The organism is Henriciella sp., assembly GCF_029936995.1.
GTDB lineage: Bacteria > Pseudomonadota > Alphaproteobacteria > Caulobacterales > Hyphomonadaceae > Henriciella.
Genome location: NZ_JAPYRE010000003.1, coordinates 365,137 through 385,893, shown reverse-complemented (window position 1 = coordinate 385,893; position 20,757 = coordinate 365,137). Strand labels below are relative to the sequence as shown.

The window sequence follows — 20,757 nt, the reverse complement described above, 5'->3', positions numbered from 1 at the left end:
GATAGCCGGACACTATGCCCACGGTGCCCTGTTCGCAACTCGTGAAGGGCTGGTGGACTGCGCTTTATCCATGTGCTTGCCACCCTGTTTCTCCTGCCAGCAGGTCATCGTCGGCAACACCCGATAAAACGGCTGCATCCACGATCAGGGCTTTGGAAAGCTGAGTAGACCCGTGTGAATCTGTGATCGCGTTTCGCTCCAGCACATTCGATATGGCTGATACGGGATCATCCTCACGGAGTGCCACTTGTACGGCATTACCGATACCAGCGAAGGTTTCGCCCATCTTGCGGACTTTTCTGGCAATTGAGGCATCGCCCACCCCGGTTTCGCGAAGGGCAGAATCAAATGAGTCGAATATGTACCTGTTAAGTTCGTGCGAAATATTTTTCCCAGTCGCGCCCGCGCTTTCAAGCCTCGGGAATACAAGTGCTGCATAGAGGGCAATAGCGTGAAAACGTCCCTCCAGGGTATCTGGTAGCCCCACCTCAGCATAAAGCTGCGGCTGGCGTGACTGCGCCACGATCGCGCTAAAGATCTTACGTGCAGCTTTTGTACGCTCATGGCGCTCAGGAAATAGAATACGCTTCAGCCAAGCCAAATCTGCTCTCCGTAACTTGCCAATCGTGGCATCAGGCCTGTAATCGAGACACAAGAGGAAGGATACCCGCATGAAGAAACCATTCATAGCTGCAAGCTTGGCACTCGCCTGCGTGGCGGTCTCCGGATGTGTATCTTCGGTTCAGGCCTATCATGGCTACGCACCGGATGAAGTTCAGCCAAGTGCCGTCAGCCCCGGTGTAGACACCCGTTCAAGTGTGCTGGCTCAGCTTGGCTCACCGAGCACTGAAAGCGTATTCGACGAAAATACCTGGATCTACATTACGACTATTCAGGAGCGCTTCGCGTTCTTTCGCCCGAAAATTGCCTCGCGCACCGTCACAGCGATACGTTTCAGCGATGAAGACGTAGTTGAGGAAGTCCTGAAGTATAATCAGGATGACGGGCGCGTCATTAATTATGCTTCGCGCGAGACACCCACGCGCGGTCGTGAACTTGGTCTCTGGGAGCAGATCTTTGGCACAGTCGGACAGGTTGCCCTGCCCTCGACGAACGAACGCACCCCAGGCAACCCGACCGGGCGCCGCTGATTTTTAGCCAGCGAACTGATCCGCACAAAAAAGCCCCGACCAGTCTGGCCGGGGCTTTGTTTTGGCGAACACTTACTGTTCTTACATATGTGCGAGAACGGCCAGCATGAGCAGGGCAACGATGTTCGTGATCTTGATCATCGGGTTGACCGCCGGACCAGCAGTGTCCTTGTAAGGATCACCAACTGTGTCACCGGTCACGGCCGCTTTGTGGGCTTCTGAGCCCTTACCGCCATGATTGCCATCCTCAATATACTTCTTGGCATTATCCCAGGCGCCACCGCCAGACGTCATCGAAATGGCAACGAACAGACCGGTCACGATCACACCAAGAAGCATGGCACCGACAGCCGCCAGAGCTGATGCGATTCCGCCAATCGGCCAGATGATAAGCAGCAGCACAATTGGCGATAGCACTGGAAGCATGGAAGGCACGACCATTTCGCGGATTGCCGCCTTTGTCAGGAGGTCGACAGCCTTGCTGTAGTCCGGCTTGACCTCACCTTTCATGATGCCTGGCATTTCACGGAACTGACGGCGAACTTCCTCGACAACAGACTGGGCAGCTCGACCAACAGCCATCATCGACATGCCGCCAAACAGGAAGGGCAACAGGCCGCCAAACAACAGGCCAACAACAACGTATGGGTTGGCGATGGAGAAGTTCACAGCACCAACATTGGCAAAGAAGCTTCCAGCTTCCGCATTTTCACTGAAGTATTGCAAGTCCTCATTGTATGCGGCGAAAAGCACGAGTGCGCCCAAACCGGCCGAGCCAATGGCGTAGCCTTTCGTTACAGCCTTGGTTGTATTGCCGACCGCATCGAGCGCATCTGTTGTGTCACGCACTTCACCCGGCAATTCAGACATCTCGGCGATGCCGCCGGCATTGTCAGTGACCGGACCAAATGCGTCGAGGGCGACGATCATGCCTGCAAGGGCAAGCATTGTCGTTGTCGCGATGGCGATGCCGTAAAGTCCTGCAAAATTGAATGTGACGAGAATGCCTGCAATGATCGTGATCGCTGGCAGTGCAGTCGATTCAAGAGAAACAGCCAAACCCTGGATCACATTCGTGCCGTGACCGGATTCAGACGACTTCGCCACCGAGCGGACAGGCCGGTATCCCGTACCGGTGTAATACTCGGTAATGACAACAATCAATGCTGTAACGCCAAGACCGGCAACACCACAGAAAAACAGGTCGAGCCCTGTAACTTCACTGACGCTGCCAAGACGCTCGCCAGCGCCCTCGAGAAGGCCAAAGCCATTCGGCAGTGCAAAGTTCACCGCTATAGCCAGACCAATCACGGAGAAAACGCCTGTGGCTATGAGCCCCTTGTAGAGCGCCCCCATGATGTTTGTTGAGCCCTTGCCAAGACGGACGAACCAGCTTCCGGCAATTGACGAGAGTATGCAGACTGCACAGATCGCCAGCGGCAGGATCATGATCGCCCCGAGATAGCCGAGACCGCTGAAATAGATTGCGCCCAGAACCATGGTCGCAACAATCGTTACAGCGTAGGTTTCGAAGAGGTCGGCCGCCATACCGGCACAGTCGCCAACATTATCGCCAACATTGTCAGCAATCGTTGCGGCGTTTCGCGGATCATCCTCAGGAATACCGGCTTCGACCTTTCCGACCATATCGCCACCAACGTCGGCACCCTTGGTAAAGATACCGCCGCCGAGACGGGCAAAGATCGAAATGAGAGAAGCCCCGAAACCGAGAGCGACAAGACCATCAACGACAGCACGCGCATCCGGCGCGTATCCGACAAGGCCCGTTAGAATGCCGTAATAAGCAACAACACCAATCAGGGCGAGTCCGACAACGAGCAAGCCCGTAACGACACCCGACTTGAAGGCCATGGAAAGACCACCTGCGAGGCTTTGGCTGGCCGCCTGGGTCGTCCGGACGTTCGCCTGCACGGACACTTTCATGCCAATAAACCCAGCCGCCCCCGAAAGAACGGCGCCGATGACAAAACCAAGCGGAACTTCCCAGCTTCTGAACGCGATGAACAGCAACACCACAACACCGGCACCAACTATGCCGATCGTGGTATATTGCCGGTTGAGATAGGCATTAGCGCCTTCCTGGATCGCCGCGGCGATCTCCTTCATGCGATCAGTGCCGGCGTCCGCCTTCATGATCGAATTCGACTGTATCCAGCCGTACACTACAGCCGCCAGACCGGCGACGAGTGCAATCCAAAACCATAGGGTCATTCTTTGCCCTTCCTCCCATTTGGCCGATTCCGCTTTCGAAATTACGGATCAAGCTCGTTTGCTAATGACTTGATGACTGCCAAAAGGTATCGTCTGAGGCAAGCAGCTTCGCGTTTTCAGGTCTTGATGTTGGGAAAATCAGTGCTGGTAACCGGCTTCGCGCGAAAGAAGGACGTTTTCACCGTTCCAGAAAACCCGGACATCCTGACCTTCAACCACTTTGCCGATTCGGCTCATACTGAGCCCATGCCGTTTCAGAGATTCTGAAAACGCCTCTTCCAGACTGGCTGGTATGGTCATCATGGTCTGATAGTCGTCACCCCCCGTCGCAAGTTCCAGGGCGCGCTCCAGAGAATAGACGGTTTCGAACCACGGCACGGTATTCAGATCGATTTCAAGGCTGACTTTGCTTGCCTTGCCTATATGTCTGGCTTCGGCAATCAGGCCATCCGAGATATCGATAGAAGCATTCGCAAATCGCGACACCATGTCGGCAATGCCCTTTCCCGGGATCGAGGGCACACGGTAATGCCGGGCTGCTGAACTTTCCACTCTCGTGCGCGCATCATCCAGACCAGCTTTTCCTGCACCGACAACGCCAGAGACATATACGATATCCCCAGGCTTTGCCCCGCTGCGCTTGATCGGGCCTGCCCCAAGACATTCCGCCGTCACGGCAAGTGTGAGCACAAGCGGGCCGTTCGTTGTAACGAGATCACCACCGAGGAGGTCTATGTCCCAGACTTCAAGGTCACGTCCTAATCCTGCGCAAAGCGATTCGAAATTCTCTTCTGTGAAGGAGGCGGGCATGGCCACTGACAGCAGTGCCTGACGGGGCAAAGCACCTTTGCATATGACATCCGAAATATTTACTCGCGCGAGCTTCTGACCCACCTTGTACAAAGGGTCATCGGGCAAGAAATGGATGGCTTCTACAAGCGTATCCATCGTAACGATTTTGGTAGCTCCAGTTTCACCGCCTGAGAGGCGAGCTACATCATCGCGCAACCCCATGGCGTCGGGACTGGTCGCGATAGGACTTAGATACTTATCGATCCAGTCGAACTCGGCCATGGCCGTCACTAGCTGCCTTTTCTGAGATCCTTGGCAACATTGTCCAGGACAGCGTTTACGAAACTGGCTTCAGTGGTTTCAAAGAAATCATGCGCCAGCGAGACGTATTCATCGAGGATAACGGCATTGGACAGCTCCTGATGCTCGATCATCTCGGCAGCAGCGCCACGCAGAATGGCACGCGTCGTGGCATCAAGCCGGGAAAGCTTCCAGCCCTTGGAAAGTCTTGCCAGCAGAACGGTGTCAATCTGGGTCTGATGCTCAACCACGGCCCTGACAACCGACTTGAAAAGGTCAGGGTCCGCCTCTTCAATGGGCTCTTCATCCGGCCCAAATCCGAGCCGATCTTCCATGAATTCCCGTATTACAGCCTTGGCGCTTTCACCCGTCTGCTCCATTTTATACAGGGCCTGTACTGCAGCCAGCCGGGCACCCGCGCGGCGCGCACGTACGACATCAAATGGCAGCTTCTGGCTTTCAATCATCGGACGAATTTCTTCCGTAGTTTCAGCATCTCGAGACATGCGATTGCCGCATCACGTCCCTTATTCTTCTGCTTGCGGTCAGCTCGTGCCATCGCCTGGGCCTCATTCTCGACCGTCAGTATGCCGTAACCAATTGCAAGACGCCGATCGACAGCAAGTGACATCAGTCCGCGCGCACTCTCACCGCACACATAGTCATAATGGCTTGTCTCACCGCGAATAACACACCCAAGCGCAATATAACCATCATAGAGTGCGCTATCGGCCGCCATTGCTATAATGCCAGGCACCTCGAATGCTCCGGGAACCTCAACCACCTCGGTGACGACATCCTCGCCTTCCAGAGCCTCCATTACGCCAGCTTCAAGTTCTGCTGAGATGTGTTCGTAATAGCGTGATGTTGCAATCAGTATTCGATGGGCCATTCAGTTCTTTTCCTTGCTTAAAGGCTGCCATCCCTCAATGCTCAGGCCGTATCCCTCCAGGCCTGCAACGCGGGTTGGCTGTGTATCAGACAGGTAAGTCATGCGCCGCACGCCAAGCTCCCTGAGTATCTGCGCGCCTACACCGTACTCACGAAGAGGAAGATGCGTGTCTTCAGCCTCATTCGTTTTAAGACCAAGGCGAGAGGCCAGAGAGTTCGGCTGCATGGTGTTGACGAATACAATGACACCAGCCTGCTGGGCTTCGGAGATAATGTTCATGGCCCGCTCCACCAGATTGGCGCGAGGCCCCTTCTCTCCAAGTATGTCAGCGAGTACATCAGTGCGATGTACGCGAACCAGCACGGTTTCAGCAGGGTCGATCTTTCCGTGTACAATCGCAATGTGTTCGGAGTTATCCAGTGAATTCCGGAAAACCACTGTCTTGAAGCCAGAGCCGTACTGGCTCTCAAGCGGCGCCTCGACACGGCGTTCTAGATAACGGTCATTCTTGCGCCTCCAGGCAATAAGATCAGCGATCGTGCCAATCTTGAGGCCATGAAGTTGCGCAAATGAGATAAGCTCCGGCAGGCGAGCCATTGTCCCGTCATCGTTCATGATTTCGCAGATGACACCAGCAGGGAAAAGCCCGGCCAGTCGCGATATGTCTACGGCAGCCTCGGTATGGCCAGCACGCACGAGAGTTCCCCCATCACGTGCAACAAGCGGGAACACATGGCCCGGCGAAACGATATCATTGGAGTCCTTGGTCGGGTCGATCGCCACCGACACCGTTTTGGCTCTGTCGGCCGCGGATATACCTGTCGTTACACCATCCTTGGCTTCGATAGACACCGTGAAGGCTGTCTGCATGCTCTCTCGGTTGTCACGAGCCATCATATCCAGATTGAGCGTTTTGGCGCGCTCACGCGTCATGGACAGGCATATGAGACCACGACCGTACATAGCCATGAAATTCACAGCTTCAGGTGTCGCGAAACTAGCCGGTATGACAAGATCGCCTTCGTTCTCGCGATCTTCAGCATCGACGAGAATGAACATGCGCCCATTGCGGGCATCTTCGATAATCTCGTCTATGGATGAAATAGCTGCGTGGATGTCATCGCTCATTCGGTCACCTCAGGCTGCGGCATATCGGTGCCGATCATGCGGCCCACGTACCGTGCAAGCATGTCGACCTCAAGATTGACCTTGCTGCCGACCTGTAATTGGCCAAGCGTTGTCACGTTCCAGGTATGTGGAATAATCGCGACATCGAAGTCGCCATTATCGTGCGCGAGCGCAACTGTAAGGGAGACACCATCAATAGCTGCCGAGCCCTTGGTCGCGAAATAGCGTGCAATATCTTCAGGCGGACGGACGGTTACCCTGTGGCTATCGCCCTCATCCCTTATTGCGACGACCTCGCCGAGGCCATCGACGTGGCCAAAAACAAAATGTCCGCCAAGCTTGTCTCCAAGACAAAGTGACTGCTCCAGGTTCACTTGTGCTCCGACAACGAGGTCGCCGAGCGTGGACCTCGAGAGTGTTTCGGGAACAGCCTCGACATCCATCCAGCAGCCACCTTCCCATGAACCATAATCGACGACTGTGAGACAGACCCCTGAATGCATGACGGAGTCCCCTGTTTCTATCTCGGCAGGATCATAACTCGCCTGTACGCGAAATCGGCGTAACCCTTTCGCGTCTTCGACAGATTGTATCTTCCCGATGTCAGTTATCAGGCCTGTAAACATGTGTAACCTCCTGCCCCTGATATAGAGACGCGTATTTGTCGCGCCAATCAGTCACGCAAAGTCAATGACGGCTATTTCCTGTTATCCGATCACCCAGGTTTCCAGGATATCTTCCCCAATCCGCTCGCTCTGTTCCAGAGACCAGCGCCCGGCATGCGCTATAACTTCAAGCCCCAGCCCACCAATGGCTGGTATCCCGTCACCTCCCAGGATTATAGGGGCGCGAAACCATTCAATACGGTCAATCATCTGTTCGTTGATGAATCCGGCAGCCAGTTGTCCGCCGCCCTCCAGGAATATGCTGTTCATGGATTCGGCGCGAGCGCGCCGGAGAAGCTCAACAGGAGATACCCGGCCTGACGCGTTACCTGCATTCCAGAATTCAATGCTGTTGTCGTATTGTTGCTGCCTCTCAGGCGTAGTGCCTGCATGAGCCAGGACGACACGCCCTGCCCCGACTGACTGACAGAGGCGACTGTCACTTGGTGTTCGCAGACGGCTGTCAGCGACGATGCGCGTCGGTTGCACAGAGGGCAGCGGAACTGTTCTTGCCGTGAGCAGCGGATCATCGGCAAGCACAGTGCCAACCCCTACGAGAACCGCGTCATGTTGTGCACGCATCTCGTGGACGCGTTCACGGGATTTTTCGCCGGTAATCCACTGGCTTACACCATTGGAGAGAGCAATACGCCCGTCGAGTGAAGTTGCAATCTTCAGTGTAACCGACGCGCGCTGGGTCAATCTTCCAGATTTCCCTTCTCCAGCGCCGATGTTTCTATGAAGCGCGCGAAATCACTCGGATCCTTGAAGTCTTTATAGACACTTGCGTACCGGACATATCCAACCGGATCGACCGTCTTCAATGACTCCATGACAAGATCGCCAACCTCCTCTGACGTGACTTCGGTTTCCCCACTGCTTTCAAGTTTGCGGACAACACCGGAAACGAGCCTCTCGACATTTTCATCTCCGACGGCGCGCTTACGCAGTGCAATCGTAACCGATTTGGCGACTTTGTCCCGGTCAAAGAGATCACGTTTACCATCGCGCTTGACGACTATGATCTCACGAAGCTGAACACGTTCAAACGTCGTAAAGCGACCGCCGCAGACCTCACAGGCCCTGCGGCGGCGCACTGCCACATTGTCCTCGGCGGGACGGGAATCCTTAACCGCCGTATTATCTGCCGTGCAGAATGGACACTTCAACTTATGCCCCCAACCCGTCGTAAATCTGGAACTTTTTAGTCAAGTCTTGCACTTCCTGGCGGACGCGGGCTTCAACGCCCTCGGAATCCCCCTGTGCGACGGCATCCACGACCTGGCCGATCCAGCGCCCGATCTGGCGGAATTCTTCCTCGCCGAACCCGCGGGTCGTACCCGCTGGCGAACCGACGCGAATGCCGCTTGTGATCATCGGCTTCTCTGGGTCGAACGGAACGCCGTTCTTGTTACAAGTGATGAAGGCCCGTCCCAGTGCCGCCTCAGCATCCTTGCCCGTGACGCTCTTCGGGCGAAGGTCAATCAGGGCGACATGCGTATCGGTTCCGCCGGACACCAGGTCCAGCCCGCATTCCTTGGCGGCACCCGCCATTGCGCGCGCATTCTTCACGACATCATCCGCGTAAGTCCTGAACGCCGGCGTCAGCGCTTCGCCAAATGCTACAGCCTTGCCTGCGATAACGTGCATAAGCGGACCGCCCTGAAGCCCGGGGAACACCGCTGAATTGACCTTTTTCGCGATTGTTTCGTCATTGGTCAGAACCATGCCGCCACGGGGGCCACGGAGGGTCTTGTGCGTGGTGGTTGTCGCAACATCGCAGTAATCAAGCGGATTGGGGTGCGCCTGACCGGCGACGAGCCCCGCAAAGTGCGCCATGTCCACCAAGAACCAGGCTCCCACCTCATCGGCAATTTCCCGGAATTTCTTGAAGTCGATCTGGCGCGGATATGCAGATCCGCCTGCGATTATCAGCTTTGGCTTGTGCGCTTTGGCAAGATCGCGAACCTGGTCGAAATCGATCAGATGATCGTCCTTGCGCACACCGTACTGGATCGCGTTGAACCACTTACCGGACTGGTTCGGCTTTGCCCCGTGCGTCAGGTGCCCCCCAGCATCGAGGCTCATGCCAAGAATGGTGTCGCCTGGCTTGATTAGTGCCTGAAACACAGCCTGGTTAGCCTGGCTGCCAGAATTCGGCTGCACATTTGCGAACTCGCAATCGAACAGCTCTTTGGCACGCTCAATGGCCAGTTCCTCAGCAATATCCACAAACTGGCAGCCGCCATAATAGCGCTTGCGTGGATAGCCTTCGGCATACTTGTTTGTAAGAATTGAGCCCTGCGCATCTAGCACAGCCTGTGAAACAATATTCTCCGATGCAATCAGCTCGATTTCACTTTGTTGGCGATGCTGTTCTTTCCGGATCGCATCCGCCACCGCGGGATCGCTCTCCTCAAGCGTCGCCGTGAAAAACCGGCTGGCTTCGAATTGCGTGGCGGGGAATGTATCTGGCATGGGCAACTATCTCCTAACAACTCAGGTGCGTCTTTACGTGTCTGCCAGCCTGTCGGCAAGGTGAACGGACGAACAAAAGCCATGCACGCTGCCTCTGTCAGCAGCGCGCAAAAGCTAGATCCTGAAAACCTGCCATGCAGGCAAAAAGAGACTGACTATCGATTGTGACTTCTATCAGCTGACAACTGGGAGCACTCAAGCGGCCTCTTCAAGGCCTAGCTGCTTCCAGACAGCAAGAATTGATGAGATAAGCTCGTCCATCATCGCCTCGTCATGAACAGGGCCTGGCGTGAAGCGCAGACGCTCTGTTCCACGCGGCACGGTGGGATAGTTGATCGGCTGCACATAGATGCCAAAGTCAAACAGAAGCGTATCTGAAAGCGCCTTGCATTTCTCAGGGTCTCCGACGAGCAGCGGAACGATATGTGTCACGCTATCCATGACCGGGAGGCCGGCGGCGCGAAACTTGTCTTTAAGAAGGGAAGCTTTCGCCTGATGATCGGCCCGTAAATCGCGGCCTTCATCGCTGCGCAGTTTCTGGATACTGCGCAGCGCGCCCGCTGCCATCACAGGACAGGTTGATGTGGTAAAAATAAAGCCGGACGCCATTGAGCGGATGGCATCCACCATCGTCTCGTGAGCGGCAATGTAACCGCCCATGACGCCATATGCCTTACCAAGGGTCCCCTCGATAATATCGACACGGTCCATCAAGCTATCACGCTGGGCGACTCCGGCACCTTCGTCGCCATACATGCCAACGGCATGGACTTCATCGAGGTAGGTAAGCGCATCAAACTCATCGGCGATGTCACAGATCTTTTTGATCGGGCCGATATCACCATCCATGGAGTAAACACTCTCAAAGGCGATGAGTTTAGGTCGCTCGGGGTCGTCGTTCTCAATCAGGGCACGCAGGTGTTCAGTATCGTTATGCCTGAAAATACGACGGTCAGCCCCAGACCTGCGAATCCCCTCGATCATGGATGCATGGTTCAGTTCATCCGAATAGATGATCAGGCCAGGTAAAATCTTGCCCAGGGTGGAAAGTGTCGCCTCATTGGCGACATAACCTGACGTAAAAAGAAGCGCGCCCGTCTTGCCATGGAGCTCGGCCAGTTCACGCTCGAGGTCGACATGATAGCGGGTGGTCCCTGAGATGTTACGCGTCCCACCGGAGCCGGCCCCGAAACTGTCGATCGCATCGTGCATGGCGGAGAGAACATCTTCGTCCTGCCCCATGCCCAGATAGTCATTTGAGCACCAGACAGTGATTTCCCGCTCGCCATCCTCGAATCGCGCCGTCGCCTTGGGGAAGTTGCCGCGATGACGCTGCAGGTCAACAAATACCCGGTAACGTCCCTCGTCGCGTATCGCTGACAGGGCGTCCTCGAATGCCTGTAAATGTTTCATACGGCTTGCTTCCCCGCATTCAGTTGCAATTCAATTGGGGCGTATATGGCAAAGCCTACATGAAGTATCCATAGGTGATTGTCCGTACGCCCCAAATGTCGCACCGGGTCTGGTCAGCTGTCATACCCCGGCATGTTACGGTCCAGTTTGCGCTTAAGCCCCGGCCAGATAAGCTTTTCGGTCAGAGTTTCCATGCCTCCCGAGCCTTGCCCGGCGACTTTCTCCTGAATATCGCGACCCGCCTCCAGTACATTTTCCCGGCCGCCAGAAAGGGCGAGCACTTGCATCTTGCAGGCCCGTTCCAGGAAGAACATCTTCGTGAAGGCCATGGCTGCAGTGGGGCCGCATGTGAGCGTCCCGTGATTGCGCAGCATCATTGAGGACTTTTCTGGGCCAAGGTCGGCCACTAGACGTTCCCGCTCATCAAGATCGAGCGCAATCCCTTCATAATCGTGATAGGCAAGGTCCTCACGAACAATCATGGCCGTCTGCGTTATCGGCAACAGACCTTCCTTCTGAGCTGAAACTGCCACGCCCTGATCGGTATGCACATGTATCACAACATTCGCATCGTCCCGATTGGCATGGATAGCCGAGTGGATTGTGAACCCCGCCGGATTGATGAAATGAGGTGTGTCCATGACGATATTACCGTCGAGATCGACTTTCACCAGTGATGATGCCGTAATTTCCTCGAAGAACATCCCATACGGATTGATGAGAAAATGATGCTCCGGGCCCGGCACACGATGGGAAATGTGCGTAAAAATCATGTCGTCCCATCCATGCAGGGCGACGAGCCGGTACAGCATGGCGCAATCAACGCGTGCCTGCCACTCTTCAGCTGAAACAGCGTTTTTAACGTCCAGAGCCTTCATATCATCGGGCATTTGTTCCTCCTTTATGTCTTCATCCCATCATACATGAATTGTGACACCTGACACTAGTGTTCACAAACTCAATGCTTGACCCTTGACGGCGCGGCGACGAAATGGGCGCGATGAAGATACAGATTGCATTCACGGCATCACGCCGTCCCGAGGCGCAGGAAGCTCTGGAACGCCTGACTAAACGTTATGGCCAATGCCCTGAAGCTGAAGCTGAAGTCGTCGTTGCCCTTGGTGGAGACGGCGCGATGCTGGATGCGATGCGCCGTCGCTTTGACGACCACAAACCCGTCTACGGCATGAACCGCGGCACCGTGGGCTTCCTCATGAATGATTTCGAGGAAGATGATCTGTTCGAAAGAATCGACAAAGCCTCGAAAGCTACTCTGCTGCCCTTGAGAATGGTCGCCACCGACGTTCATGGAGAACATTTTGAGCGGCTTGCCATCAATGAAGTATCCCTCTTCAGGCAGACAGCCCAGAGCACGAAGCTGCGGATTCGCGTCGATGAGCGCGAGCGTATGAATGAGCTGACGTGTGATGGCATCATGGTGGCCACGCCAGCGGGCTCGACGGCTTATAACCTGTCTGCGCATGGCCCTATTCTGCCAATTGGCGCCAACCTCATGGCGCTGACGCCAGTCAGCTCCTTCAGGCCGAGACGTTGGCGCGGCGCACTACTGCGCCACGACGCCAAAGTGGAGTTTGAAATCGTTGAGCCGAATCGACGCCCCGTATCGGCTGCCGCTGACAATCAGGAAGTCCGGGACATCGCCCATGTCAGGGTCATGGAAGACCGATCCAAGCCCCTGACCATGCTATTTGATCCTGGGCACGCCCTGGATGAACGCATTCTGCGCGAACAGTTCGCTTTCTGATCAGACGCCCTGGAAGCCAACCACTTCACGCTTTGGCTTGTCTCCCCGATCGATCCCGAGCAGCAGCACGATCGCGGAAGCAATAAAGACTGAGGAATAGGTACCTATGATGACACCAAAGATCAGGGCGAAACTCATTCCGCTCAGCACTGTCCCGCCAAACAGGTAAATGCTGAAGAGAGCCAGAAGAGTTGTACCAGACGTCAGCAAGGTCCGCGAAAGTGTCTGGTTTACGGCAAGATTGATCACCTGCGAAAGCTGCAACTTCTTGTATTTCCTTGCCTCTTCGCGAATCCGGTCAAACACGATGACGGTATCGTTCATTGAGTAACCGACGATAGTCAGCAGTGCTGCAATCGTCGACAGGTTAAACTCAAACTGCGTGAACGCGAACATTCCCATCGTGATGACCACATCGTGGAAAAGCGCACCAACCGCTCCAAGTGCATACTGCCACTGAAAGCGAACAGAAATGTACAGCATCATCAGCGCTAGCGCGACGCCAAGTGCCGTCAGCCCGCTTTGCAGAAGCTCGCTTGAAACTTTCGGACCTACGGCCGCACTGCTTCGTATATTTACGCCTGGAAAGGCTTCCTCGAGCGCAGCTCGAACCTCATTGTTAGCGGTCTGCTGGGCTGCTTCACGGTCACCGCTTTCGGGATCCTGTGTCGCGAAACGGATGACGATGACCTCAATCCCTTCAACGCCGGTTCCGCGGGCCGCATTTACCTGTACGTCACCGAGTCCAAGGTCCCCCACGACCTGACGCACATCCTGTTCATTCACGCCTTCGGGCTGTTCAATCTCGATGACCGAACCACCGGCAAAGTCGATCCCGAAATTCAGCCCCTTCGTAAAGATCAGCGCAAAAGAGCACGCGATGACGATCATGGAAAACACAATCGCCGGAAACCGGAAGGACATGAACTTTACGTTCGTCTTCTGAGGCCAGTATTGCAAAAGCATCTTGTCGTCTCCTCAGATTGCCAGCCGGCGAGGCTTCACGGTCTTCAGCCAGATCGCGGTGAACCAGCGGGTGATGACGAATGCTGTAAACACCGAGGTCACGATACCGATGGCCAGTGTCACAGCGAAGCCTTTCACAGGCCCCGAGCCCAGCATGTAGAGAATGGCTGCTGCAATGAACGTCGTAATGTTAGCATCCAGAATTGTTGCAAGTGCACGCTCATACCCTGCAATAACAGCCGTGGCAGGTGATCTGCCAGAACGCTGCTCCTCACGAATACGCTCGAAGACAATGACATTGGCATCCACTGCCATACCGATCGTGAGGATAATACCGGCTATACCCGGCAGTGTCAGGGTTGCCCCGAGCCCTGAAAGCGCTCCAAGGATAAGAACAATGTTGGCAACAAGTGAGCCAACGGCAAAGCCTCCGATCAAGCCGTACGCAATGACCATGAATACTGCAACGAGCGCCAGGCCGATCATACTTGCCCGTGTACCTGCACGGATGGAGTCCGCACCAAGGCCGGGACCGACCGTACGTTCTTCGATAAAATTGAGTTTCGCAGGAAGTTCACCCGCTTCAATAATAGCGGCCAGGTCCTGAGCTTCAGTCAGCGTAAAGTCGCCAGTGATCTGAACGCTCCCCCCCCAGATCGGCTCGTTGATCCTCGGTGCAGACATGACGGTGCCATCCAGCACAATGGCAAATAGCTCGCCCGGATTGTTGGCCGTCGTGCGCCCGAACCGTTCAGCCCCAGAGCCGGAAAGACGGAAGTCTACTGCCGGAGAATTATCGTCCGGGTCGCGCCCCTGGTTGGCTGTGGCAATGTCGCTGCCTGTGACGACGGGCGTACGATTAACCAAAAGTGGGAAGCCATCCTGATCTTCAAGCAACTCCCATCCGGGCTGGGGCCGCGTGGCTTGTGCAGCGCGAACAGACGAAGCGTCCTGTTTGGCCATATTGAAAGTCATACGGCCAGCCTGGCTGAGAATGTCCTTGATACGGCGCGGATCCGCTTCGCCCGGCGCCTCGATGACGATGCGGGTTTCGCCCTGCGGCGTAATTGCGATCTCGCTCACACCGTCGGGGTCGAGACGGCGTCGAATGATCTCAATCATTTTCTCCTGGGCGTCGGCTGCGAGTGCATCCATGGCATCGTCTGAAACGCTGACATTGATCAGCTGGTCACCGGCGCGGTCTATGGAAAGTATCTTCTGATTACCCATCGCGCCAACAGTAGGATTAAGTCGGCGCAAGCGTTTCAACGCTTCGTCCATGTCGCCAGCTTCGTTCAGGCGAATTGGAAGCCGGGTGCCTTCCTGCTCCAGCTGCTGGCGATATATGATCGGGGATCTGTTTAGCGACTGAACGATATCTGCCTGTAGTGTTTCCAGCCGGTTCGTAGCGACTTCCTGCGGTTCAATTTCGGTCAGCAGGTAAACACCGCCTTGTAGGTCAAGACCGAGATTGACCTTGCTGGTCGGCAGAAAGGCAGGCCACCAGGAGTTCTCGGCCGCCTGCATCTGCTGCTCATACTGGGCAACGGATTCAGGATCGGTTGCCCCGGTATCCATCGGTTTCTTTCCAAGGAAACCGTCGCTGAAAGCGTTGGGAAGAGCAAGCAAACCACCCCACAGCAGCACCAGGCAAATAAGGATAACCTTCCAGGACGGAAAATTCAGCATTGCGGAAGCTCCCGCCTAATCAGGATGTCTTGGCGTCATTGGCGGCAGGCGCAGGCTCGTTCTTGCTGCGGACATCAGCAATCATGCCTTTGACAACACGAACGCGAACACTGTCTGCAAGATCAACGCTGATTTCCTGCTCGGACACCTTAACAACCTTGCCGATAAGACCGCCCGAAGTAATCACCGTATCGCCACGCACGATACCTTCGATCATGGTCTTGTGTTTTTTCTGGCGCTGATTGGCCGGACGGATCAGCAGAAAGTAGAAGATCAGGATCAGCGGAATAAAGAAGATAAGCTGTTGCCAGATAGCGCCACTGGCGCTGCCGGCCCCACCTTCTTGGGCTGCGGCGATTGGTGCGCTGGTCATGGCGATAATAGAAGCGGCTGCCAGTCTGGAATTCATGTTTGGTCTCTCCCCGGAGCTACAGGCTCGTGCGTATATCTGTGGAGGGCATACTACGCAAACAAGGTCAATCAATGCGCGATTGCACATAAGTCGTCGCATACGTTGTGACGATAAAGTAAGTAAGCGCTTACTTGCAAAACTTGGCGGCAAGTGCTACCCCTTTTTGTGGAGGCAGCAAAATGAACAAAACTGACAGCGGTCAAAGAGCCCGCAAAACAAACGCAAAACCCAGAATCGAACGAGCTGCCCTCAGCCTGTTCGTCGATTCCGGCTTTGAAACCGCAACGACACGGGAGATAGCGACGCGCGCAGGTGTCTCTGAAGGCGCATTGTACCGCCACTACAAAGGTAAAGAGCAACTCGCGCTCACGCTCTTCATGGAGATCCATAACCGTATGGGGGAGATGGTCAGTCAAGCTCTGGCCGCTTCAGGGACGGCAGAAGAACGGATACGACGTGCCGTGACAGCCTATTGCGCACTGGCGGACGAAGACTGGCTGCTTTTCTCCTTCCACCTTGTATCTCTTGACCGGTTTCTTCCCCATGACGAGCGTCGGGAAGATGATCCAATGACGCGAATAGAAAATGTCATTTCTGCGATCATGGAGAGCGGTGACATACCTGCCGCCAACCCCGCACTGGTCACGTCCATGTGTCTTGGCGTCGTGATGCAGACAGCTCATGCCAAGATCTACAACAGGATTCCTGGTCCCTTCTCAGACCATGTAGAGAGTTTCACCCAAGCCATCATGGCAATTCTGTATCAGAAGTAACGAAAGACGTTCTCATGTTCAGAGGCTTGCTTTTTACAGGCGTATACTACGCGCTGTCGTTTGTTTATGTGATCCTCACCCTACCAACCCTGGTGCTGCCAGGACGGGGGGCGACAGCCTTCATGATCAAGTCGTATACAAGATCAATCCGGGGAGCACTCAGGCTATTCGCTGGAATCCGTTGCGAGATCAGGGGACACCAAAACCTCCCGGATGGGCCATACATTCTGGCGGCCAAGCACCAGAGTTGGGGCGATGGCTTCCTGATCTATCCCGAAATAGACAATCTTGCTTTTGTAACCGGCGACCATCTTGAGCGATTCCCTTTCGTCGGCGGCATTCTGAAAAAGCTCGGGGCAATTGTAATCGACACATGCGGCGGTGGAGAGCGCAAGGCGCAATCACTCACAGAAGGCATGTCACGTGCCAAGTCGCAGGGACGACGCGTACTCATATATCCAGAAGGACATCTCGCACCGCCCGGCTATCACTTCCGCTACAAGCCAGGAGTCTGGCACATGCAAAAGGCAATGGATGTTCCCGTCATACCGGTTGCGACGAATCTTGGCTGTTACTGGCAGCAGCAGGAACTTGCAAAAAAGCCTGGCACCGCCGTGATCGAGTTCCTGCCGGCAATCGAACCCGGAAAACCCAAAAAAGCCTTTATGGAGCAGCTCGCAAACTGCATAGAAGAGCAAACTGCAATACTCTCTCGAGAGACCGGCACAACGGCCAACAATCCAACTGTCCTTCTTCCTGATCCCGTGAAAGGCGCAACAGCCATTCCCGAGCCTTTGCAAAGCAATTAAATCAAGGTTGAAATTTACTCTCCGCTGAGCTCCAATAAGAGGCTGGATTGGAGGGGCGAATGAGAAACGCCAAAAATACAGTCATCGTCACAGCGTCATTCATCGCAGCAGTCAGCATAAACTCGCCTGCTGTTGCTGAAGGCTGGCAGACGGATACATGGGAGCGCCACATCAAGGTAACCGGCTCGTCGCCGAAAGAGTACAAGTACTTGATGCACACTCTGAATACGGTCGACCAGACGCGCCCCGGACTGATGTTCTCTTGCAGTACCAGGCATGGCCTCAACATCGTGTACAGCTTTAAGGGTGTCGACTTCATGGAAGTTTTAAGAGGTGGGCAGTCTCGACGTATGCGCTCCATCCCCGTCCGTCTTTGGGCAAATGATAAGCGCCATGAGCTCGACGACTATCTGGTTCGCCGGAGAGATAAAGTCGTCAGTAATACCCGCTCACAACAGGCTGCAGCGGCAATGCGTGCCCTGCTCCGTGACAATCCGATCCGGATCAAGTCATTCGGTTATTTTGACGTCACCTACAACCTGCCGTCCCTTGATGCTGAAGCAGCCAAGTTCCTCGAAGTATGTCCAGTGGCCGATGATATCGCTGACAGTGTCAAAAAAGAAAGCCAGAAGGCGGAGGGCAAGCGATAATTATCTTTATTCAATAAATACTTTATGCTAAACAATATGTTCTCAGGCAGGGCACAGCGACTGAGGACGAAATGACCAAGAATAAACTTCCTGTGGCTGCTGCCATAGCATCCATGCTTGCAATGCCTGCCTTCGCGGCTAGCTGGCAACCTTACATCAATCACTCACCCGAGACACCTCGTGCGATTTATACGCAGGAGAACGAAGGTGTTGCCACCCTTCTATCCTGCGACAAGGATGGGCAGCTTTCTGTGCTGATCTCTTACAAGAAAGGCGACTTCATCAAGAAGATGAAGGCCAATGCCCCTTATCGCCGTACCGTTGAAGTCTCAATCATTCGCGAGGGAGTCGATGAAGGCGCAACAACCTGGTCCCTGATTCCCGCTGTTGATACGCTGCACACCAAGGCTCACGCTGATGCGGCGAAAATCTATAATGCCAGCATACTTGGGCAGGAAGTTATTGTGAGAGTTCCGCGTGAAGGAGATATATCGCTCGTGTTGCCAGCAGTCGATGACGTCTTCCACGCTTTTTCCTCGACCTGCCAGCCTCCGAGAGCCGGTTAAGTCGAGCGAATTGGGACAAGCCGCCTCCATTTAAGAGGCGGCTTTCTGATTGTGTCCTACGCCTCAGCAGGCATGATCGTAACGCTTTCACCACAACCACACGCATCAGTCTGGTTCGGGTTTCGGAAAACGAATTTCTCGTGAAGGTCAGTTGTCTCGAAGTCGACGACCGACCCAAGAAGGAAAAGGATAGCTTTCGAATCAACGACAATTTTTACGCCGTTGTCTTCGACAATCTCGTCTAGTGCTTCAGGTTCGGAAACGTAATCCATTACATATTCCATACCGGCGCATCCACCATTGGTGACGCCGACACGAAGATAGCCTGCCCCTTTCTCGTCCATGATTTCACGGACGCGCTCGGCAGCAGCATCAGTCAAGCTTACGAGTTTTGGTTTGGGTCGTCTTGCCATAGCGTAGAGATGTGAATGCTTGAGAGGTCTGTCAACTAGAGCATGTTCAGCGCGAGCCGCGCTTCATCTGACATCCGAGAAGGATCCCACGGCGGGTCAAACGTCAGGCGCACTTCGACGTCCTCGACGCCTTCCACACCGCGAGCGGCATTTTCTACCCAACCAGGCATGTCGCCAGCCACAGGACACCCTGGAGCCGTCAGCGTCATATCCACATCGACATTTCTGTTGTCATCAATATCGACTTTGTAAATGAGGCCAAGCTCATAGATATCGACAGGAATCTCAGGGTCGAAAACTGACTTGAAGGCCGCAATCAGGTCATCTGTTAGCCGGTTCAGTTCATCCTGCGGAATTTTGGATGTCTCTTCAGTGTTTGTGGACTCTGCATCCACATCCACCGTGTCACGAAGTTGCATGTCGTCGGCCATATCGGTCCTTTATAGCAGCATCGAACGCGCTTTGTAGAGAGCCTCGATGAAGGCGTCAGCCTCATCATGTGTATTGTAAACACCAAAGCTCGCACGTGCAGTCGCACTAACACCTAGATGGGACATCAGGGGCTGAGCACAATGGTGTCCTGCGCGTATTGCTATTCCATGCATATCAACAAGCTGCGCAATATCATGCGGATGGACGCCCTCAAGGCTGAAAGACAGGACAGGCCCCTTCCCTTCAGCCTGACCATGAACCCGGATACCATTGACATCAGACAACTGCTCAAAAGCGCGCTGATAAACGCTTTGCTCGTGCGCCCTGATAGCTGCCGCGTCAAAACGGTTCAGCCAACTGATAGCCTCCCCAAGACCAATCGCCTGCAGGATGGGTGGGGTACCTGCTTCGAATTTATGTGGCGCTTCATTGTAAGTGACACGGTCACGCTCAACAGTCTCGATCATTTCACCGCCACCCTGATAGGGTGAAAGCCGGGCAAGAGCTTCTGACGTACCAAACAATGCGCCAATTCCGGTCGGCCCGTACATTTTGTGTCCGGTAAGGACATAAAAGTCGCAACCGAGTTCCTCGACGTCGACGTCAAGGTGAACACCGGCCTGGCAGCCATCCAGGAGAATCTGCGCACCGGCGTCATGTGCAAGTTGCACAAGCTGTTTGGCGTCCGTCACAGTACCAAGGACATTCGACATGTGCGTCATGGCGACGAGCTTCGTCTTTGGACCAAGTGCGTCCGCATACGCGGCCATGTCGAGCGCACCATCCTCGAGAACAGGGACCCACTTCAATACAGCGCCATACCGCTCCCGCAAAAAATGCCAGGGCACGATATTGGAGTGGTGCTCCATTACGGATAGCACAATTTCGTCACCAGGCTGTATTTCCTGAGCGAGACCAGCTGAAACCAGGTTAACGGCCTCGGTACCGCCTTTGGTGAAGATGATGTTCTCGGGATGAGGCGCATTGAGGAATTCCTGCACAATACCTCGTGCCCCCTCATAGGCGGCGGTTGTCTCATTCGCGAGCGTATGCAACCCCCGGTGGACATTCGCATACGCTGTTTTGCCTTGCTCGCTCATACGATCAAGGACCGCATCAGGTTTCTGAGCGCTCGCGGCATTATCCAGGTACACAAGCTGGCGCCCATTCACCTCACAGCGAAGGATCGGGAATTCCGAGCGTATGGCATCGATATCAAGGGACATGAGTA

Annotated in this window: 24 protein-coding genes; 6 read left to right on the top strand and 18 right to left on the bottom strand. The window is 54.7% G+C overall.

Annotated elements, in window-relative coordinates:
• Window positions 1-64: 64 nt before the first annotated feature.
• On the bottom strand, window positions 65-601 hold the full coding sequence (locus Q1K31_RS09065) for a ubiquinol-cytochrome C chaperone family protein (protein ID WP_300378928.1): 537 nt from the start codon (window positions 599-601) through the stop codon (window positions 65-67).
• Window positions 602-671: 70 nt separating this feature from the next.
• On the opposite strand from Q1K31_RS09065, the gene Q1K31_RS09060 reads away from it, so the two are divergent.
• Window positions 672-1,151: an outer membrane protein assembly factor BamE gene (locus Q1K31_RS09060; RefSeq protein WP_300378927.1), complete on the top strand. Its 480-nt coding sequence runs from the start codon at window positions 672-674 to the stop codon at window positions 1,149-1,151.
• A gap of 81 nt (window positions 1,152-1,232) precedes the next feature.
• Here Q1K31_RS09060 and Q1K31_RS09055 read toward each other — a convergent pair whose 3' ends face one another.
• From Q1K31_RS09055 to Q1K31_RS09005, 11 genes are all read right to left on the bottom strand, one after another.
• On the bottom strand, window positions 1,233-3,383 hold the full coding sequence (locus Q1K31_RS09055; protein ID WP_300378926.1) for a sodium-translocating pyrophosphatase: 2,151 nt from the start codon (window positions 3,381-3,383) through the stop codon (window positions 1,233-1,235).
• Between the two features lie 138 nt (window positions 3,384-3,521).
• Window positions 3,522-4,457 carry a thiamine-phosphate kinase gene (thiL, locus tag Q1K31_RS09050; protein ID WP_300378925.1) on the bottom strand — a complete coding sequence of 312 codons (936 nt, stop codon included), beginning with the start codon at window positions 4,455-4,457 and terminating at the stop codon, window positions 3,522-3,524.
• A gap of 8 nt (window positions 4,458-4,465) precedes the next feature.
• Entirely contained in the window at window positions 4,466-4,981 is a 516-nt protein-coding gene (gene nusB / locus Q1K31_RS09045) for a transcription antitermination factor NusB (RefSeq protein ID WP_300378924.1), read from the bottom strand.
• Window positions 4,939-5,367 carry a 6,7-dimethyl-8-ribityllumazine synthase gene (ribH, locus tag Q1K31_RS09040; RefSeq protein ID WP_300378923.1) on the bottom strand — a complete coding sequence of 143 codons (429 nt, stop codon included), beginning with the start codon at window positions 5,365-5,367 and terminating at the stop codon, window positions 4,939-4,941. Before ribH ends, nusB begins: the two co-directional genes overlap by 43 nt.
• The gene (gene ribB, locus Q1K31_RS09035) at window positions 5,368-6,495 is read right to left on the bottom strand and encodes a 3,4-dihydroxy-2-butanone-4-phosphate synthase (protein WP_300378922.1); all 1,128 of its coding nucleotides are present in this window, start codon (window positions 6,493-6,495) and stop codon (window positions 5,368-5,370) included.
• Window positions 6,492-7,121, bottom strand: coding sequence for a riboflavin synthase (locus tag Q1K31_RS09030; protein WP_300378921.1), 630 nt, complete (start codon window positions 7,119-7,121; stop codon window positions 6,492-6,494). Before Q1K31_RS09030 ends, ribB begins: the two co-directional genes overlap by 4 nt.
• An 81-nt stretch (window positions 7,122-7,202) precedes the next feature.
• The gene (locus Q1K31_RS09025; RefSeq protein WP_300378920.1) at window positions 7,203-7,862 is read right to left on the bottom strand and encodes a RibD family protein; all 660 of its coding nucleotides are present in this window, start codon (window positions 7,860-7,862) and stop codon (window positions 7,203-7,205) included.
• Entirely contained in the window at window positions 7,859-8,329 is a 471-nt protein-coding gene (gene nrdR, locus Q1K31_RS09020; RefSeq protein WP_300378919.1) for a transcriptional regulator NrdR, read from the bottom strand. The genes Q1K31_RS09025 and nrdR overlap by 4 nt, the downstream gene beginning before the upstream one ends.
• A 1-nt stretch (window position 8,330) precedes the next feature.
• A complete protein-coding gene (glyA, locus tag Q1K31_RS09015) occupies window positions 8,331-9,638 on the bottom strand; it encodes a serine hydroxymethyltransferase (protein WP_300378918.1) in 1,308 nt (435 codons plus the stop codon).
• Between the two features lie 195 nt (window positions 9,639-9,833).
• Entirely contained in the window at window positions 9,834-11,051 is a 1,218-nt protein-coding gene (gene hemA, locus Q1K31_RS09010) for a 5-aminolevulinate synthase (RefSeq protein ID WP_300378917.1), read from the bottom strand.
• Window positions 11,052-11,164: 113 nt separating this feature from the next.
• A complete protein-coding gene (locus Q1K31_RS09005) occupies window positions 11,165-11,941 on the bottom strand; it encodes a class II aldolase/adducin family protein (RefSeq protein ID WP_300378916.1) in 777 nt (258 codons plus the stop codon).
• A 110-nt stretch (window positions 11,942-12,051) separates the two neighbouring features.
• Between Q1K31_RS09005 and Q1K31_RS09000 the strand changes: the two genes are divergently transcribed.
• Window positions 12,052-12,816, top strand: a complete 765-nt coding sequence (locus Q1K31_RS09000; RefSeq protein ID WP_300378915.1) for an NAD kinase — start codon at window positions 12,052-12,054, stop codon at window positions 12,814-12,816.
• Here Q1K31_RS09000 and secF read toward each other — a convergent pair whose 3' ends face one another.
• Genes secF through yajC form a run of 3 tightly spaced genes read right to left on the bottom strand, consistent with a single transcriptional unit; the run spans window position 12,817 to window position 15,880 of the window.
• On the bottom strand, window positions 12,817-13,782 hold the full coding sequence (gene secF / locus Q1K31_RS08995; RefSeq protein ID WP_300378914.1) for a protein translocase subunit SecF: 966 nt from the start codon (window positions 13,780-13,782) through the stop codon (window positions 12,817-12,819). It lies immediately after the preceding gene.
• 12 nt (window positions 13,783-13,794) lie between these two features.
• Window positions 13,795-15,471, bottom strand: coding sequence for a protein translocase subunit SecD (gene secD / locus Q1K31_RS08990; RefSeq protein ID WP_300378913.1), 1,677 nt, complete (start codon window positions 15,469-15,471; stop codon window positions 13,795-13,797).
• Window positions 15,472-15,490: 19 nt separating this feature from the next.
• Window positions 15,491-15,880 carry a preprotein translocase subunit YajC gene (gene yajC / locus Q1K31_RS08985; RefSeq protein ID WP_300378912.1) on the bottom strand — a complete coding sequence of 130 codons (390 nt, stop codon included), beginning with the start codon at window positions 15,878-15,880 and terminating at the stop codon, window positions 15,491-15,493.
• 182 nt (window positions 15,881-16,062) lie between these two features.
• Here yajC and Q1K31_RS08980 point away from each other — a divergent pair, with 182 nt between their 5' ends.
• The 4 genes from Q1K31_RS08980 (at window position 16,063) to Q1K31_RS08965 (ending at window position 18,681) form a co-directional block, all read left to right on the top strand.
• On the top strand, window positions 16,063-16,656 hold the full coding sequence (locus tag Q1K31_RS08980; RefSeq protein ID WP_300378911.1) for a TetR/AcrR family transcriptional regulator: 594 nt from the start codon (window positions 16,063-16,065) through the stop codon (window positions 16,654-16,656).
• 26 nt (window positions 16,657-16,682) lie between these two features.
• Entirely contained in the window at window positions 16,683-17,465 is a 783-nt protein-coding gene (locus Q1K31_RS08975; protein ID WP_300378910.1) for a 1-acyl-sn-glycerol-3-phosphate acyltransferase, read from the top strand.
• Between the two features lie 59 nt (window positions 17,466-17,524).
• Window positions 17,525-18,115, top strand: a complete 591-nt coding sequence (locus Q1K31_RS08970) for a hypothetical protein (protein ID WP_300378909.1) — start codon at window positions 17,525-17,527, stop codon at window positions 18,113-18,115.
• A gap of 71 nt (window positions 18,116-18,186) precedes the next feature.
• The gene (locus Q1K31_RS08965; protein ID WP_300378908.1) at window positions 18,187-18,681 is read left to right on the top strand and encodes a hypothetical protein; all 495 of its coding nucleotides are present in this window, start codon (window positions 18,187-18,189) and stop codon (window positions 18,679-18,681) included.
• A 56-nt stretch (window positions 18,682-18,737) separates the two neighbouring features.
• Here the strand turns inward: Q1K31_RS08965 and Q1K31_RS08960 are convergent, their stop codons facing one another.
• The 3 genes from Q1K31_RS08960 to Q1K31_RS08950 are packed head-to-tail and all read right to left on the bottom strand — an operon-like array spanning window position 18,738 to window position 20,752.
• Window positions 18,738-19,094, bottom strand: coding sequence for a HesB/IscA family protein (locus tag Q1K31_RS08960; protein WP_367187550.1), 357 nt, complete (start codon window positions 19,092-19,094; stop codon window positions 18,738-18,740).
• Between the two features lie 35 nt (window positions 19,095-19,129).
• A complete protein-coding gene (locus Q1K31_RS08955) occupies window positions 19,130-19,525 on the bottom strand; it encodes an SUF system Fe-S cluster assembly protein (protein ID WP_300378906.1) in 396 nt (131 codons plus the stop codon).
• A gap of 9 nt (window positions 19,526-19,534) precedes the next feature.
• Entirely contained in the window at window positions 19,535-20,752 is a 1,218-nt protein-coding gene (locus Q1K31_RS08950) for a cysteine desulfurase (RefSeq protein WP_300378905.1), read from the bottom strand.
• Window positions 20,753-20,757: the final 5 nt, after the last annotated feature.

Bases quoted from the DNA above. Each gene is read 5' to 3' on its own strand.
- Q1K31_RS09060 (WP_300378927.1), top strand. From the start codon at position 672: ATGAAGAAACCATTCATAGCTGCAAGCTTGGCACTCGCCTGCGTGGCG.
- Q1K31_RS09055 (WP_300378926.1), bottom strand. From the start codon at position 3,383: ATGACCCTATGGTTTTGGATTGCACTCGTCGCCGGTCTGGCGGCTGTA.
- thiL (WP_300378925.1), bottom strand. From the start codon at position 4,457: ATGGCCGAGTTCGACTGGATCGATAAGTATCTAAGTCCTATCGCGACC.
- nusB (WP_300378924.1), bottom strand. From the start codon at position 4,981: ATGTCTCGAGATGCTGAAACTACGGAAGAAATTCGTCCGATGATTGAA.
- ribH (WP_300378923.1), bottom strand. From the start codon at position 5,367: ATGGCCCATCGAATACTGATTGCAACATCACGCTATTACGAACACATC.
- ribB (WP_300378922.1), bottom strand. From the start codon at position 6,495: ATGAGCGATGACATCCACGCAGCTATTTCATCCATAGACGAGATTATC.
- Q1K31_RS09030 (WP_300378921.1), bottom strand. From the start codon at position 7,121: ATGTTTACAGGCCTGATAACTGACATCGGGAAGATACAATCTGTCGAA.
- glyA (WP_300378918.1), bottom strand. From the start codon at position 9,638: ATGCCAGATACATTCCCCGCCACGCAATTCGAAGCCAGCCGGTTTTTC.
- hemA (WP_300378917.1), bottom strand. From the start codon at position 11,051: ATGAAACATTTACAGGCATTCGAGGACGCCCTGTCAGCGATACGCGAC.
- Q1K31_RS09005 (WP_300378916.1), bottom strand. From the start codon at position 11,941: ATGCCCGATGATATGAAGGCTCTGGACGTTAAAAACGCTGTTTCAGCT.
- Q1K31_RS09000 (WP_300378915.1), top strand. From the start codon at position 12,052: ATGAAGATACAGATTGCATTCACGGCATCACGCCGTCCCGAGGCGCAG.
- secF (WP_300378914.1), bottom strand. From the start codon at position 13,782: ATGCTTTTGCAATACTGGCCTCAGAAGACGAACGTAAAGTTCATGTCC.
- secD (WP_300378913.1), bottom strand. From the start codon at position 15,471: ATGCTGAATTTTCCGTCCTGGAAGGTTATCCTTATTTGCCTGGTGCTG.
- yajC (WP_300378912.1), bottom strand. From the start codon at position 15,880: ATGAATTCCAGACTGGCAGCCGCTTCTATTATCGCCATGACCAGCGCA.
- Q1K31_RS08980 (WP_300378911.1), top strand. From the start codon at position 16,063: ATGAACAAAACTGACAGCGGTCAAAGAGCCCGCAAAACAAACGCAAAA.
- Q1K31_RS08970 (WP_300378909.1), top strand. From the start codon at position 17,525: ATGAGAAACGCCAAAAATACAGTCATCGTCACAGCGTCATTCATCGCA.
- Q1K31_RS08965 (WP_300378908.1), top strand. From the start codon at position 18,187: ATGACCAAGAATAAACTTCCTGTGGCTGCTGCCATAGCATCCATGCTT.
- Q1K31_RS08960 (WP_367187550.1), bottom strand. From the start codon at position 19,094: ATGGCAAGACGACCCAAACCAAAACTCGTAAGCTTGACTGATGCTGCT.
- Q1K31_RS08955 (WP_300378906.1), bottom strand. From the start codon at position 19,525: ATGGCCGACGACATGCAACTTCGTGACACGGTGGATGTGGATGCAGAG.
- Q1K31_RS08950 (WP_300378905.1), bottom strand. From the start codon at position 20,752: ATGTCCCTTGATATCGATGCCATACGCTCGGAATTCCCGATCCTTCGC.